General features: G+C 65.9%; 12 protein-coding genes. 3 read left to right on the top strand and 9 right to left on the bottom strand.

Going from position 1 to position 15,697, the window contains the following annotated elements; genetic code table 11:
• Nucleotides 1-57: 57 nt before the first annotated feature.
• The 8 genes from QFZ91_RS03770 to QFZ91_RS03735 are packed head-to-tail and all read right to left on the bottom strand — an operon-like array spanning nt 58 to nt 10,702.
• Nucleotides 58-1,779, bottom strand: coding sequence for a GMC family oxidoreductase (locus tag QFZ91_RS03770; protein ID WP_429566292.1), 1,722 nt, complete (start codon nt 1,777-1,779; stop codon nt 58-60).
• A gap of 45 nt (nt 1,780-1,824) precedes the next feature.
• Complete coding sequence (locus tag QFZ91_RS03765) at nt 1,825-2,631, bottom strand: enoyl-CoA hydratase/isomerase family protein (RefSeq protein ID WP_429566291.1); 807 nt, start codon at nt 2,629-2,631, stop codon at nt 1,825-1,827.
• A gap of 6 nt (nt 2,632-2,637) precedes the next feature.
• Entirely contained in the window at nt 2,638-4,212 is a 1,575-nt protein-coding gene (locus QFZ91_RS03760) for an AMP-binding protein (RefSeq protein WP_429566290.1), read from the bottom strand.
• Nucleotides 4,205-4,741: a (2Fe-2S)-binding protein gene (locus tag QFZ91_RS03755; RefSeq protein WP_176110966.1), complete on the bottom strand. Its 537-nt coding sequence runs from the start codon at nt 4,739-4,741 to the stop codon at nt 4,205-4,207. Before QFZ91_RS03755 ends, QFZ91_RS03760 begins: the two co-directional genes overlap by 8 nt.
• Complete coding sequence (locus QFZ91_RS03750) at nt 4,738-5,559, bottom strand: FAD binding domain-containing protein (protein ID WP_429566289.1); 822 nt, start codon at nt 5,557-5,559, stop codon at nt 4,738-4,740. The genes QFZ91_RS03755 and QFZ91_RS03750 overlap by 4 nt, the downstream gene beginning before the upstream one ends.
• Nucleotides 5,556-8,597, bottom strand: coding sequence for a xanthine dehydrogenase family protein molybdopterin-binding subunit (locus QFZ91_RS03745; protein ID WP_429566288.1), 3,042 nt, complete (start codon nt 8,595-8,597; stop codon nt 5,556-5,558). Before QFZ91_RS03745 ends, QFZ91_RS03750 begins: the two co-directional genes overlap by 4 nt.
• 4 nt (nt 8,598-8,601) lie before the next feature.
• Nucleotides 8,602-9,216, bottom strand: a complete 615-nt coding sequence (locus QFZ91_RS03740) for a UbiX family flavin prenyltransferase (protein ID WP_429566287.1) — start codon at nt 9,214-9,216, stop codon at nt 8,602-8,604.
• Nucleotides 9,209-10,702, bottom strand: a complete 1,494-nt coding sequence (locus QFZ91_RS03735) for a UbiD family decarboxylase (protein WP_429566286.1) — start codon at nt 10,700-10,702, stop codon at nt 9,209-9,211. Before QFZ91_RS03735 ends, QFZ91_RS03740 begins: the two co-directional genes overlap by 8 nt.
• A 280-nt stretch (nt 10,703-10,982) precedes the next feature.
• On the opposite strand from QFZ91_RS03735, the gene QFZ91_RS03730 reads away from it, so the two are divergent.
• The 3 genes from QFZ91_RS03730 to QFZ91_RS03720 are packed head-to-tail and all read left to right on the top strand — an operon-like array spanning nt 10,983 to nt 14,402.
• Nucleotides 10,983-11,924, top strand: a complete 942-nt coding sequence (locus QFZ91_RS03730) for a LysR family transcriptional regulator (protein WP_176383241.1) — start codon at nt 10,983-10,985, stop codon at nt 11,922-11,924.
• On the top strand, nt 11,921-13,360 hold the full coding sequence (locus QFZ91_RS03725; RefSeq protein ID WP_429566285.1) for an aldehyde dehydrogenase family protein: 1,440 nt from the start codon (nt 11,921-11,923) through the stop codon (nt 13,358-13,360). Before QFZ91_RS03730 ends, QFZ91_RS03725 begins: the two co-directional genes overlap by 4 nt.
• A gap of 19 nt (nt 13,361-13,379) precedes the next feature.
• Nucleotides 13,380-14,402: an XdhC family protein gene (locus QFZ91_RS03720; protein ID WP_429566284.1), complete on the top strand. Its 1,023-nt coding sequence runs from the start codon at nt 13,380-13,382 to the stop codon at nt 14,400-14,402.
• Nucleotides 14,403-14,527: 125 nt separating this feature from the next.
• Here the strand turns inward: QFZ91_RS03720 and QFZ91_RS03715 are convergent, their stop codons facing one another.
• Nucleotides 14,528-15,523 carry a LysR substrate-binding domain-containing protein gene (locus QFZ91_RS03715; RefSeq protein ID WP_429566283.1) on the bottom strand — a complete coding sequence of 332 codons (996 nt, stop codon included), beginning with the start codon at nt 15,521-15,523 and terminating at the stop codon, nt 14,528-14,530.
• Nucleotides 15,524-15,697 lie beyond the last annotated feature (174 nt).

Raw genomic sequence — 15,697 nt, 5'->3', positions numbered from 1 at the left:
CTTTGTGTCACAGGCGCGCTTTGTTGGATGCGCGCTCTTGTCGAGGTTGAAAAATCGTCAGTGCGCGGAGGCGAACGGCGATGCCACGCTCGCCCGTCGCTGGGCGACCATCGCATCGGCGATCTTCTCGGCGATCATGATGGTCGGTATGTTCGTATTCGCCGATGGCAGTCGCGGCATCAGCGATGCATCCACGACGCGCAGCCCGCGCGTGCCTCGCACGCGGCCTTCGGTATCGGTGACCGCGTCGCGGTCCTGCGCGCCGCCCATGCGGCACGTGCCGCTCGCATGCCACACGCCGAACACGTTCGCGCGGATGAAATCGGCGAGCGCGCGCTCGTCGCGGAGCAGCGAAGTCATCTGCAGACCGCGCGTGAAGAAGCGTTCGATCAGCAGACGCCGCAGCGGCGCGGGCGTATCGAGCAGCACGCCGAGGATCGAAGTCAGAAGCGCATTGCCTTCACCGACCTTGCTCAGCGCCTTCACGCGCGGTGAGAACGCGGCCGGGAAGAAGTCACGTGAATCGCGGCCAAGACCGGATGCGTCGACGACGCGCGCCAGCGTCCGCACGCCGGCGGCGAGCCGCTGCAAATCACGTTCGTCGTCGAGCAGATTCAGATCGACGCGCGGCGCAACGGCCGCATCGGGCGATGCCAGTTGCACGCGGCCTCGCGAATACGGCCGGTTGCACCAGAGGAAAAAGAGGCTGAGCCGGTTGCCGAGCGCATGCCACGCGGCGCGCGTCGCGCTCGACAAATACAGGTCCGACTCGTCGCAGCCCGCGACGCCCGAACTCATGCGCGCGGCCATCATGCTCGCGCGGCGGCGCGCGAGCGGCATGCGAAAGCGCGGCTCGAGAAAATGACAGAAGGTGAGCGACGGATGATCCTGCAGATTGCGTCCGACGCCCGGCACGTCGGCCACACACGGAATACCCATCGCCACGAGTTGGCGCGCATCGCCGATACCGGCGCGCATCAGCATCGCGGGCGACTGCAACGCGCCCGCGCTCAGCACCACCTCGCCCGCATCGAAACCCACGCGCTCGCCGTTCGCCGCGATCGCGACGACACCGCGGGCCGTCGCACCTGTCATCACGATGCGTTCGACACGCAGATTCGAATAGATGCTGAGGTTCGGACGCTTGCGCGTGGCTTCGTCGAGATACGCGATGGCTGTCGACACGCGCTTGTCGTCGATGTTCGAGAACGCGCCCGGAAAGAAGCCGTCGCCGAATTCGCCGTTCTGATCCTGAAGTTCCGCGAAGCCGTTCGCGCGCAAACCCTGCGCGAATGCATGGCAGAACGCCGGCCAGTCCTTCGGCATGATCCGGCGGATCGGCACCGGTCCGTCGCTGCCGTGCAATTCGCCGCCGGGAAAGTTCACGTCGCGTTCGAGCTTGCGAAAGTACGGCAGCACATCGCGCCACGACCAGCCTTCGGCGCCGTTCGCAGCCCATTCGTCGTAGTCGCGCGGCAGGCCGCGATTGGCCGATTGCACGTTGATGCTCGAGCCGCCGCCCATCACGCGGCCCTGTTCGTAGACGCGCGGCGCGGCGTGCTGTGTGGCCTTCGCTTTCAGATCGGGCCAGATGTACGCGTCGCCGCAGAAGACGGGCATCGGATAGCTGTCGAGAATCGCCGCGGGCACCGCGCCCGGCGGCGTATCGGCGCCCGCCTCGATCAGCGCGACGCGCACCCGCGGCTCGGCCGACAGCCGATGCGCGAGCACGCATCCGGCCGAGCCGCCGCCTACGATCACGTAGTCGAAGCGATTCATCGCGTTGTCTCCTCTTGTCTCGTCCGCCGCGCGGCGTGTCAGGTATCAGCTGCCGCGAAACACCGGCTTGCGCTTGCCATGAAACGCTTCGACGCCTTCGCGGAAATCGTCCGACGAGCGCAGACGGCTATAGCAATGGCCTTCGAGTTCGATCGCGATCGACAAGGGCGCATCTTCCGAATCGTTCAAGAGCTTCTTCGCGGTGCGTTGCGCGAGCGGCGAGAATGCGCGCAGTTCGTCGACGAGCGCGTCCGTCGCCGCTTCGAGTTCGGCGTCCGCGACGAATTCGACCGCGATGCCCCACTCGTACGCCTGCTCGCCGGGAATGCGGCGCGAGCGCATCACGATGTCCTTCGTGCGGCCGATGCCGACCATCGACTGCAAACGCGCCGAACCGCCCGAGCCGGGAATCTGGCCGAGCTTCTGCTCCGGCAGCGCATAGAAGGTCGTATCGGTGACGATCCGGAAATCGCACGCCAGCGACAACTCGAAGCCCACGCCGAAGCAGAAGCCGCGATTGGCCGCAATCACCGGCTTCGAGCAGCGCGCGGGCGCCGCGATATTCCACGCGAGCTTCGACACGTGTTCCGGCGATGCTTCCAGAAAGCCCTTGATGTCGCCGCCGCTCGAAAAATGCTCGCCCTTCGCGCGCACGACGATCACGCGCACGCGGTCGTCCTTGTCCAGGGCTTCGAACACGGCGCGCAATTGATCGCGTGCGTGCATCGAAATGACGTTGAACGGCGGCCGATGCAGGATGATGTCGGCGCGCTCGCGCTGCGCGTCGATTTCGACCGAGAAGCCGTCGAGGTCTTGCAGCAGCGTCTGGCCGCGATGGTTGAGATCACTCATTGTGGGTTACTCCTTGGTGGTTGCTGTAGATTGCGCGGGCAGGGCGTGTGAATCGGGCGTGTACTCGCCCGCTTGCAGCTTGCGGCGCAGGATCTTGCCGACGGGCGACTTCGGGATGTCGTCGACGAACACGTAATCGCGCGGACGCTTGAAGTTGACGAGGTCCGACTGACGGCACCATGCATCGAGCGAGTCGGCATCGACGTACTCGCGGCGCTTGATGAATGCGACCACACGTTGCCCCCAGCGCTCGTCCTTGATGCCCGCGACCGCGACTTCATCGACGGCGGGATGCAGCGAAAGCACCGATTCGATGTCCACCGGTGAGATGTTTTCTCCGCCGCTGATGATCATGTCGTCGACGCGGCCCGTCACATACAGATCGCCGTCGCGGTCGAGATAGCCCGTGTCCCCGGTGAAGTACCAGCCCTCGCGCAGGCACTTCGCATTCGCGTCCGGACGATTCCAGTAGCCTTCGAAGGCTTCGTCGCCGAGCAGGTCCACGATGATCTGTCCTTCTTCGCCGGCTTCGGCGATCTCGTTGGGCGAGAGCGCATCGAGCTTCACGACGCGCAGCCGCGTATTGATGCCCGCGCGGCCCGCGCTGCCCGGTTTCTTCGTCGCGTCCTGGTCGATGCTGAACGTGTAGACCTCGGACGAGCCGTAGTGATTGACGAAGAGCTCCGGCTCGAACGCGGCCGAAAGGCGCTTGAGCAGGCCGTCGTTCATCGGTGCGCCGGCGAAGCCGAGCTTTCTGACCGACGACGTGTCCGTGCTCGCGAACGCGCTGTCGGCGAGCAGATCGTGATAGAGCGTCGGCACGAGATAGAGGCAGGTGAGCGCGTGCTTCGAGATGCATTCGAGCGCGAGCTTCGCGTTCCAGCGCCGCACGCAGACGAACAGGCCATCGACGAGCGCCATCGCGAGCAGCGAGCGCACGCCCATCGTGTGATAGAGCGGCATCACGCCGAGCGTGCGTTCGCCGCGCCTGTAGAGGTTCTGCGCGACGTGCGCGAGCGCGCCCGCGCGTTCATGCCGATGTCGGCGCGGCACGCCCTTGCCTTTGCCCGTCGTGCCGGACGTGTAGAGGATCAGCGAGATGTCGTCCGCGGTGGCGTGCGTCGTGTCGGTCACGTCGCCGCTGCGCGTTCGTTCGACGATGAGCGCATCGAAGGTGGTGGTGCGGCCGAGCGCATCGTCGAGTGCGACGCGCGGCACTTTTTGCGCGGCGGCGCTCTGCGCGACGGAATCGGCGCTGACGGGTTCGTAGACGATCGCCTTCGCCCCCGCGTCGGTCACGCAGTAGTCGACTTCTTCCGGCTTCGCGCGCCAGTTGAGCGGCACGATCACGATGCCCGCGAACTGTCCGGCCCAATGCAGCGTCGCCATTTCCCAGCGGTTTTGCAGCACGACGAGCAGCCGGTCGCCGCGTTCCAGGCCGAGCTCGCGCAGGCCATCGGCGACATTCAGGATCATGCGATGCCACTGCGCGTACGTCAGTTGCACATCGCCATCGACGAGCGCGAGCGCGTTCGGACTGCGCTCGACGCTTTGCAGGAACGTGCGTCCGAGGTCAAGCATGTTCGGCCTCCTTCGCGCTTGCCTCGGCCCGGCGGCGCGCCGCCACGTCGAGCACCGCGGCCACGATGGGCGTGTAGCCCGTACAGCGGCAGATATGACCCGAGAGCATCTCGCGCACTTGCTCTTCGGAAGGATCGGGCACGCGCCGCAGATAATCCGCGCACGACATCAGAATGCCAGCCGTGCAAAAGCCGCATTGCAGCGCGTGATGCCGCTGGAACGCCTGCTGCAGGTCGCCAAGCGTCTGATCGGGCGCAAGGCCTTCGACGGTATCGATACGCCGCCCATCGGCCTGCACCGCGAGCATCAGGCACGAGCGCGCCGCGACGCCATCGACCTGCACCGTACATGCACCGCACACGCCATGTTCGCAGCCGACGTGCGTGCCCGTCGCGCCGAGTTCGTGCCGGATGAAGTCCGACAGCAGTTCGCGCGGCTCGCAATAGCCGCTTCGTTCGCGGCCGTTCAGCGTCAGCGCGATGCGCCGCACTTCGCCGTGCCGCATGATGGTGTCCGACATCTTGCTCACTTTGCCTCCTCGATCACGCGCCATCCGAGTTGCCGGACCAGATTCCGGCGATATTTCGCGCTGATGTGCGCTTCGTCCTGCGCGTTCAGTTTCCAGCTCAAATCGTTCAGTGCGCCGCGCAGGTCGTCGCCTCCCAGACGCGGCCATCGCTCCGTCACTGGCCGGTCCGCGACGCCGCCGACAGCAATGCGGATCGACTCGTCGGTGACCACGGCCGCGCACGCGACGATCGCGAAATCGCCGTGCCGCGCGGAAAATTCCGCGAATGCATAGCGCTCGCCTTCCTTGCGCAGCGGGAAGCGCACGGCTTCGACGAGTTCGTCGGGCTCGCGCGCGGTCATCAGCATTCCCTGAAAGAAGTCCTGCGCCGCGAGCGTGCGGCGCCTCTTTCGTGAGCGCAGGATCACGTCACCGCCGAGCGCCGCAAGCACGAGCGGCAACTCAGCGCTCGGGTCCGCATGCGCGATCGATCCGCATACGGTTCCGCGATTGCGAATCTGAAAGTGCGAGATATGCGGGAAGGCCATCGCGAGCAGCGGCGCTTCGTCGCTGAGCGTGCTGCGCCATTCGACGCTGCCTTGCGTCGCCGCGGCGTTCACCACGAGATGCCGCGCCTGCTTGTCCACGCGCACGGCATCGAGTTCGGCGGTGCGCGAGATATCGACGAGCACCTTCGGCTGTGCGAGCCGCATATTGAGCACGGCCATCAGCGACTGGCCGCCCGCCAGCACGCGGGCGTCCTCGCCGTATTGCGCGAGCGCGTCGAGCGCGTCTTGCGCGGTCATCGCGCGCAGGTAATCGAAGGGTGCGGGCTTCATGCGTGTCTCCTGAAACGTGCAAGGAGTCTTGCGATCCACGATCCGTGCGCTTGCACGGGCTCGCCCGCCGCCTGCCGTCCGAGCGATTCGAACAACTGCTTGAGCACGACCTTCGCTGCGCCTTCGAGCATCCGGCCGCCGACCGCCGCAACCTTGCCTGATACCTGTGCTTCGTAGTCGTAGGTGAGCCGCGTGCCAGCGCCTTGCGGCGTCAGTTCGACGAGACCGCTGCCGCGCGCGCTGCCGAGCGGCGAGATGCCCGCGCCAGCGAGTCGCAGGCGGCGCGGCGCATCGATCTCCGACAAGCCGATGCGCGCCTCGAAACGCGCCTTGATCATGCCGACGCCGACGGTCACGTCCGCGCGATACTGGTTCGGCGCCGTCTCTTCGAGCGCGTGACAGCCGGGAATGACCTTAGCGAGTGCCTTCGGATCGAGCAGCACGGCGAACACGGCTTCGGGTGTCGCGGGCAGGTCGACCGCGCCCTGCGCCGTCAGTGCGCGACCGCCGCCTGGCGTCGCCGGCTTCGCGGCGGGCGCCTCGCGATATTCCGGCCGCGACGGTTCGGGATCGTCCATGCCGATCATCGCCATCACTCGGGGCGGCGTGAGCGGCAGGCGAATCTCTTCGACGCCGAGCGCGTCCGCCACCGCATTCGCAATGCACGGCGGCGTGCTCATGTTGTTGCCTTCGCCGAGACCCTTCGCGCCAAGCGGCGTGAACGGCGAAGGCGTCTCCAGATGCACGATCAGCGGATCGGGCACTTCGCAGGTGGTCGGCATCAGATAGTCGGCGAGCGTGCCGGACTGGAAGCTGCCGTCCGCGCCGTAGCGGAACTCTTCCATGAGCGCCGCGCCGAGGCCTTGCGCGAACGCGCCGCGAATCTGGCCATCGGCGAGTGCGGGATTGAGGAGGGTGCCGGCGTCGTGCACGGTCACATACCGGTCGATGCACACGCGTCCCGTCGCGCGATCCACTTCGACCCCGCACATGTCGAACGCGAAGCCGTATGCCGCCGAGGTATTGATGCGGTCCTGTTCGTCGGGCGCATCCATGTGCGGCGGCGACCAGAACACGGTTTCGCGCAGGCCCGGCTCTTCGCCTTCGGGCAGGAGCGCGGGCGCCCAGTGCGCCGCATTGCTCGCGGCACGCGCGAACGGCAGCGCGCGGTCTTCGGCGTCGTGCGGAAAGACGCGCGCGCCTTCGAAGCGCACGTCGCCGGGCGCGCAGTTGAACTGCTTCGCGAGCACGCGGGCGAGCTTGTCGCGCACGCGCGTCGCGGCGAGATGCACCGTGCCCGCCACCGCGCCCGCGAAGCGGCTCGAATAATTGCCTGCCGCGACGGACCAGGCGTCCTTGTGCGTATCGAATTCGACGTTGACGACGATGTCCTTCGGATCGAGCCCGAGCACATCGGCGACAACTTGCGCGCACACGGTCATGTGGCCCTGGCCCGCAGGCGTCGATGCGATCGTGACGACCACGCCGCCGAGCAGATCGACGCTGACGGTCGCGCTCGCGATCGCGCCGTTCTTCGGCCCGGTTTTTTTGCGTGCGTCGGCTGGCATCACGGTCGTGATGTAGCCCATGTTCGATACCGAAGGCTCGACGATCGCCGCGAAGCCGATGCCATACAGCCGCCCTTCGTTGCGCGCGGCGTCGCGGCGCGCAACGAGTTCCCGGTATCCGCCTTCGTCGAGTGAACGGCGCAGCGCTTTCTGATAGTTGCCCGAATCGAGCAGGGCGCCCGCCGCTGCGCGATACGGGAACGCATCGGCGGGAACGAAGTTGCGGCGATACACGTCGAGCACATCGAGCTTCAGTTCGATCGCGATACGCTGGATCAGCCGCTCCAGCGCGAAGTACACCTGCGGGCCGCCGAAGCCGCGCACCAGCCCCGTCGGCGTCTTGTTCGTCAGCACGACGCGATTGCGCACGAGCAGATTCGGGATCGCGTATGCGCCCGTCAGGCAGCCGTGCATCCGGTAGAACGTCGCCGGCTCGGGCGCGCGCACGTAGCCGCCGACGTCTTCCAACTGATCGTAAGACAGCGCGACGATCCGGCCATCGGCTTCGACTGCCGCTTCTATGGTTGAAACACGCGCCGTCGCCGATGTCGCCGCGCTCAAGTGTTCGAGCCGATCCTCGACCCACTTCACCGGCGCGCCGGCCTTGCGCGACGCGAGGCACATCAGCACGACATACGGAAACACCGCCTGCTTCACGCCGAAGCTGCCGCCGGAATCGCGCGGGGCCTTATGACGCAGCCGATTGGCAGGCACGTTCAACGCCATCGCCATGACGGCGTGCAGCGAGAACGGCCCCATGAAATTGGACGTGACGTCGTAGCCTTCTTCGCCCGAAAGATACTCGGCGATGACCACGCCGCACTCGATCGGCGCGCAGGTGTTGCGCGGATAATGCGCGACCAGCTTCACGCGATGCGGCGCGCGCTCGAAGGCCGCTTCGGGCTCGCCGTAGCGGAAATGCCGGTCGCTGATGACGTTGCTGCCGACGCGTTCGTGCAGCACCGGCGCGTCATCCTTCGCGGCCTGTTCGATCGAGGTCACGGGATCGAGCATCGCGTAGTCGACCTTGATGAGATCGAGCGCGTCTTCCGCGAGCGCACGCGATTCGGCCATCACGACCGCGACCGGCTCGCCGACGTAGCGCACACGGTCCATCGCGAGCGCCCACTGTTCCATCGGCGATTTCACGCCGACGACGAACGGTCGCGACCACGGACGCAAATCGTCGCGCGTGAGCACGGCACGCACGCCCGCGAGTTTCGACGCGGCTTGCGTATCGATCGACAGGAGGTCCGCGTGCGCGTGCGGCGAACGCAGAATCGCGGCGTGCAGCGTGCCCGGCTTGACAGCGATGTCGTCGCCATAGCGGCCACGGCCCGTCAGGATCGCCGGGTCTTCGAGGCGCTGCATCGAGCGCCCGATGTGACGCCGCGGTGCGCTCGCTTCGCGCACCTCGTTGCCGGCGACGCGCGCGTCCATGTCGGCGAATGCGGTTTCGCGCTGATTCATGACCTTACTCCTCACGTGCGGCGCGGCCGCCGAATTCATCGGCTAGACCGCTCCAGCGGCGCGCAATCTCGTCGTGCTCGATCTCGAACAGATCGAGAATGCGCCCGACGGTGTGGTCGACCACGTCGTCGATAGTCTGCGGATGCGCGTAGAACGCGGGCACCGGCGGCATCACGATCGCGCCCATTTGCGTGGCGAGCGTCATGTTGCGCAGATGCGCGAGATTGAGCGGGGTTTCGCGCGCGACCAGCACGAGGCGGCGGCGCTCCTTGAGCATCACATCGGCGGCGCGCGTCAGCAGGTTGTCCGCGAAGCCGTTCGCGACGCCCGCGAGCGTTTTCATCGAGCATGGCGCGATCACCATGCCTTCGGTCAGAAACGATCCGCTTGCCACGGCCGCGCCGATATCGCGCACGTTGTGCACGACATCGGCAGCGGCTTCGAGGTCACTGCGCGCGAGGCCGAGTTCCTGGGCGGCCGTCACCGCGCCCGACGACGACACGATCAGATGCGTCTCGTGCGTGCCGAGCCGGCGCAACGCGGCGAGCAAACGCACGCCGATCACCGCGCCGCTTGCGCCCGAAATGCCGACGACGATGCGTTTCTTTCGTTCAGCCATGATCGCGTGACAGATAGGCGTCGAACGCGCTGTTGTCGGCGGTGACGAGTGCTTGCAGGTCGACCGTGTCTTGGCCCGGTATGCGCACGCGCGTGAACACATGCGCGGGGTAGACGACGGGGCGCGTCGCATCGAGACCCATCTTCGCGCTGACGCCTTGCAGATGCGCCGGCGCATCGTCGGGCTGACCGACCGTCGTCGACGGATCGAGCGGCGATCCTTGCGCGCCCGCTATCACGACGAGATCGCGGTCTGCCTGGAAGCGCGTCGCGATGGCCCATTCGATTTCGGCGGGATCGTGCACGTTCACATCGGTATCGACGACGACGACCTGCTTGATGTCGTAATGCGCGCCGAACGCGCACAGAATGACGTTCTTCGCTTCGCCTTCGCGCTTCTTGTCGAATTGCACCCACAGGTGATAGCGGCACACGCCACCCACCGACAGATGCACATCCTTGACGGCGGGATGACTGCGCTGAAGATGCGCGAGCAACGTGGCTTCACGCGGAATCGCGCCGAGCAGCAGATGCTCCATTTCGGCGGGCACGATCGTATGAAAGATCGGATCGCGCCGGTGCGTGAGGGCCGTCACTTCGATCACTTCGCGTGCTTCCTTCGCGCTGTAGTACTTCGGAAATTCGCCGAACGGACCTTCCGGCTCGCGCACGTTCGGCAGAATGCGCCCTTCGATGACGATCTCCGCGAACGCCGGCACGTGCACGCCGTTCGTCACGCATCGCGCGACCGGCAGCGGCGCACCGTGCAGCGCGCCTGCGATTTCGAGTTCGTCGTGATCGATCGGCGTGATCGCTTGCGACGCGAGCATCGTCAGAGGATCGACGCCGATCGCGATGGCGACGTCGAGCGCATCGCCCGCGGCTTCCGCGTCGCGATGGAACGCGTAGAGATGACGCGGCAGCAGCAGGATCGCCATGCGATCGGGGCCGTGCACCTGAATGCGGTTGATCGAGACGTTCTGCACGCCGGTGCGCGGATTGCGCGCGATCACGAGACCGGCGGTGATGTACGGGCCGTTGTCGTGTTCGCTGTGCGTGGGAATGGGCAGCAGCGCGTGGAGATCGATGCCGCTCGTATGCACCACCTGCTGACAGGGCGCGTCTTCACGTTGAATCAGTTTCGATGCGAGCGGCGCCGCGGCCGCAGCGGAAAAACGCGCGAGCAACGCCGATTCATCGACGCCCATCGCTTCGGCGATCCACGCGCGCTTCGACATGAAGCCGCTCACGACGGGAATCCCATGTCCGTGCGGCTGCGTGAAAAACGCAGCTTGTTCGCCGTCGAGGCGCTTTGCAATGGCGGCGAGTTCGTGCTCGAGCGCGACGGGCTTGTCGATCGTCGCGACCCGGCCGGTTTTCGCGAGATGCGCGAGCCAGTCGCGCAGCGACAGCGAGCCGGTGTCGGCGTGATCTCGTGCCCAGGTGAATGAGGGATTGCCGTGCGTTGCGGCATCGCGTGTGTTCATCAGCGTCTCCATCTGTGCGCGCTACCGTAGCAAGCGCATTGGGATGAAGCGTAGCGAGATCGCGTCATAACATCTAATACTGTTTACTGATGCGACGAATCATTCGTCGTTATATCGGTGTTAGCCCGGATGACAGCGGTCTTACAGTTACGTATCAATAGACCGCTCACGCACGCCCGTACTGAAGGGCGCACTACCAAAAGGGGCCCTGCACCGTCGAGGAACGCAGGGTGATAATGTCACCGCGCCCCATTAGCATCGCTGATGCCCTGAGGGGAACATGGATCTCAAGCAAATCCAGTACTTCATCGCACTATTCGAGGACGGCTCGGTCACCCGTGCCGCGAAGCGGCTGAACATCGTGCAACCGGCCCTGAGCATGCAGATCGCCAAGCTCGAGGACGAACTGCATCAACAGCTGTTCGAGCGCGGCGCGCACGGCATGGCGCCGACCGCCGCGGGACGGCTGATGTACCGCCTGTTTTTACCGATCGTGCGTGACCTTGCCCACGCACGGCAGCAACTCGTGCAGCGCGATGAAGTGGTGACGGGGCATGTCGGCATCGGGCTGATCGCATCGGTGACGGAAAGCGTGCTCGCGGATTCGCTGTCGCGCTTTCACGCGCGTTACCCCGATGTCGAAGTCACCGTCGCCGATGGCTACAGCGCGACCTTCATCGACTGGGTGGCGGGCGGGCAACTCGATGCCGCGCTCATCAACAAGCCGCGCGCGCGCTTGTCGCTCGACTCGCGCCCGCTGCTCGACGAAGAGATGGTGCTAGCCACCAGCGCCGCGCATGGCCCCGACTTGCCGCATGCAATCGAACTCGCGCAATTGCCCGAACTGGAACTCGTGCTGCCCACCAAACGTCATGGCCTGCGCGGCGTGCTCGACAGCGCCGCGCAACACGAGGACGTGCTGCTCGCGCCCCGCTTCGAGATCGACGTGCTTTCGACGATTCTCAAGCTCGTCGAGCACACGCGCTTTGCGACGATTTTGCCGCGCATCGTCGTCGAGCGCGCCGCGCGGCACGGCACGTTGCGCGCGTACCCGATTCTGGCGCCTCGCATCGTGCGGCACATCGTCTGCGTGAATCATCCGCGCCGCCCGTTGAGCGCGGCGGCGGAAGCACTGATCGGGATCATCGGCGAGGAGTTGCACCGCGCGTCGAGCCTGTCGGGCGACGAGCCCTCACACACTATCAAGGAACGATCTTCATGAACGCACGACACTGGATTGCCGGCGAATGGACCGGCACGCCCGACATCGACAGCATCGATCCCGCGACGGGCGAGGCCATCGGCCGGTTCGCCGACGGCGGATCGAGCGAAGCCGATGCCGCCATCGCCGCCGCTCGCCACGCGTTCGATCGCACGACATGGGCGCAGGACGCGCGCTTGCGCCAGGACGTGCTGCTCGGCTGGGCTTCGGCGCTCGAAGCCGAACGCGACATGCTCGCGACGCTGCTCACGCGCGAAAACGGCAAGGCGATCGCGCAATCGCGCGGCGAGATTGCCGGCGCGATATCGGAGGTGCGCTATTACGCGGGGCTCGCGCGCCATATTGTCGGGCACGTGCTCGAACCGGAACCGGGCACGATATCGACGATGCTGCGCGAAGCGGCCGGCGTCGCCGCGATCATCGTGCCTTGGAATGCGCCCGCCGTGCTGCTCGTGCGCTCGCTCGCGCCCGCTCTCGCGGCCGGCTGCACGGTGATCGTCAAACCGGCGGCGCAAACGTCGCTGCTCACGGCCGCGATGTTGCGCTGCTTCGAACACACGGCGTTGCCTGAAGGCGCGGTGAACCTCGTCAACGAACGCGGATACGCGGCCAGCCAGCGGCTCGTCGATTCGCACGGCGTCGACGTGGTGAGCTTCACGGGATCGACGGCGACGGGCAAGAAGATCATGGCGGCCGCTGCCGACAGCATGAAGAAGCTGTCGCTCGAACTTGGCGGCAAGTCATGCTGCGTCGTCTTCGACGATGCCGATGTCGCGGCGATCGCGCCGCGTCTCGCGCGCGCTGCGACGATCATCTCCGGGCAGCAATGCACGGCGGCTCGCCGGGTGCTGGTTCATGCGTCGCGCGCTGCGCAAATGCGCGAGCACCTCGCGTCGGCGCTTGCGTCGCTGTGGGTCGGACCGGGCATCGATCCGGCGACGGATATCGGCGCGCTCATCGACGGCACGACGCGCGATGCGGTGGCACGGACGATCGAGCGCGCGTGCGGAACGGCCGAGCGTGTGCTGCTGCGAGGCACTTGCTCGGGGCACGCGTTTCTGTCGCCGACGCTCGTCGAGCATGACGATCCGAAGGCGTTCTTTTGCCAGGACGAGATATTTGGCCCGTTCGTCACGCTGGAAGTCTTTGAGAACGAAATGGAAGCGATCGAGAAAGCCAACGACACGGTCTTCGGTCTCTCGGCGAGCGTATGGACGCACGACGGAGCGCGCGCATTGCGCGTCGCGCGTGCGCTGCGCAACGGCACGGTGTGGATCAACGACCACAACAAGCTTTTCGCCGAAGCCGAAACGGGCGGGTATCGCCAAAGCGGACTGGGTCGGCTGCACGGCTACGATGCGCTGGCGGACTTCACCGAGTTGAAGCACATCTGCCTGCCGGCCGGCGTGGCGGAAGGTATCGCGCCGTTGCGGTGAAGGGCAGGGAGGCGAGTCAATGGATAGCGTGGATCTCGAAGTCCTGAAAAGCAGCGCGCGATGGCTGGCAGACGGGCATCGCGTGCTGCTGGTGACGGTCGTGAAGACATGGGGATCATCGCCGCGTCCCGTGGGCGCGATGCTCGCGGTGCGCGCCGATGGGCAGGTGGTCGGGTCGGTGTCGGGCGGATGCATCGAAGACGATCTGATCGATCGCGTGCGGCAGCGAGGCATCGAACAGGCAAGTCCGCAGGTGCTGAAGTACGGCGTCAGCGCGCAGGAGGCGCATCGCTTCGGCCTGCCTTGCGGCGGCACCATTCAGCTCGTGCTGGAGCCGTTGACGCTCGCGAGCGGTATCGCCGGGCTGTGTGCAGCGGTGCAGGCAGGCAGGCTCGTCGCGCGCACGCTCGACATGGCGACGGGGGCTGCGCGCCTCGAACCCGCGCAGGCGACGGACGGCCTTCTGTTCGACGGGACGACGCTGCTGAGCATCCATGGGCCCCGTTACCGGATGCTGGTGATCGGCGCGGGACAGTTGTCGCGCTATCTGTGCAGCATCGCGGTGGGGCTCGATTATCAGGTCACGGTATGCGATCCGCGCGACGAATATACGGACGAGTGGAACGTGCCCGGCACAACCGTCGTTCGCGCCATGCCCGACGACACCGTGATGGACATGAAGCTCGACGAACGCTCTGCGGTGATCGCGCTGACGCACGATCCGAAGCTCGACGATCTCGCGCTGATGGAAGCGCTGAAAACGCCCGCGTTCTACGTGGGTGCGCTCGGTTCGCGTCGCAATAACGGGGCGCGGCGCAAGCGCTTGAAGGAGTTCGATCTCAGCGATGAAGAACTCGCGCGCCTGCACGGACCGGTGGGCATCTACATCGGCAGCCGGACGCCGCCGGAGATCGCCCTGTCGATACTGGCCGAATTGACGGCCGCGAAAAACGGCGTGTCGTTGCCGGAACTGCTGCGGGTCGAAGGCGCCAAGGCGGTCCGGGAGATGGCGGGCAACGCGGTGGGCTGTGACGCCTTGTAAGCGGAACCGATTTCACCACAGGCGCCGCAAGGCGAGCGGTCCATCGCTCAACTGCTGGCGCAGGAAATCCACCGCCAAGCGCACCTTCGCCGTGGACGGCCTGCGCTGAGTCCCGTCGAGGTAAGTCAGTCGTTGTCGGCGTCGGGGGCTCCGGTATCGAATCCGGCGGCCTCGCGCAGCGCTTGCAGCATCGCCCGCGCACCCGGTGAGAGCCTGTCCCCGCGCCGTGTGACGATGCCCGCCGGCCCGAGCTTCAGATCGAGCTCGAACGGCAGCGGTTCGAGCGCGCCGGCAATGCAATACGGGCGCACCGGCTCGCGCGCAAGCGGCGCGATCATATCGCTGATCTGCAGCAGACTCGTGATGACAGGCAGCGATGAGCTCTCGACCACATCCGTTGGCAACGCGAGCTGCCGTTCGAGAAAAAGTTGTGTGAACTGATTACGCATCACGTTGCCCTTCGGCGGCAGGATCCACGTTTGCGGCGCCAGTTCGTTCCAACTGAGAGCCTTACGCCTGGCGAGCGGATGGCCAACGCGCGCGAACAGCGCGTGCTGAGCTTCTGCGAGCGGGGCGTAGTGCAGTTCCGCCAGATCGTCCGGATTGCGGATTCGCGCGACGACCATATCCAGCTTGCCTTCCTGCAAACGCTGCACCAGCACCTCGCTGAACTCCATCTCGATGTTGACGCGAATCTGCGGAAAGCGCTTCTTGAGTAGCGCCACGGCCTGCGGCACGAGGTTGGTGGCCGCCGTGACCTCGGTGCCGATCATCGCCTGCCCGGTCAGCCCGGCTTTGAGCGCGGACACTTCGTCGTACGCGTGCTGCAGCTCCGCCAGCACGCTGCGCGCATGGCGGATCAGCACCTCGCCGTACCAGGTCGGCTCGACACCGCGCGGATGGCGTTCGAACAATGGCACACCCATCGTCTCTTCCAGTTCCCGCAGCAACTTGGTTGCGCCGGGTTGGGTCATGTGCGCGGCGTCCGCCGCGCGCAATACCGAGCGATGGGTGTCGAGCTGAACGATCAGGGCCAATTGGCGCGTCTTCAGGCGCGTGGGGTCGAAGCGGCCCGGCGCGATGGCCCCCGCGCCGTCGTCCGCATGAGGTGCCGAGCTCACGATGTCGCCTCCACGTATTCCGTATCGATATAGATCTTGCGTTATTTTTCATTATAAAAGCATATCGAACAATCCTACTATGCAGCAGTCGCCCTGCATTTCAAGACGGGCGGTTTCCCATCATGGGCATCGAGACCGGCTGCATCCAGCATCCGCGCAGGCAGCCGCACAGGA

The organism is Paraburkholderia sp. JPY419, from assembly GCF_050435705.1.
GTDB lineage: Bacteria > Pseudomonadota > Gammaproteobacteria > Burkholderiales > Burkholderiaceae > Paraburkholderia > Paraburkholderia youngii.
The sequence above is the reverse complement of the archived record's forward strand: the minus strand, read 5'-3'. Positions and strand labels throughout refer to the sequence as shown.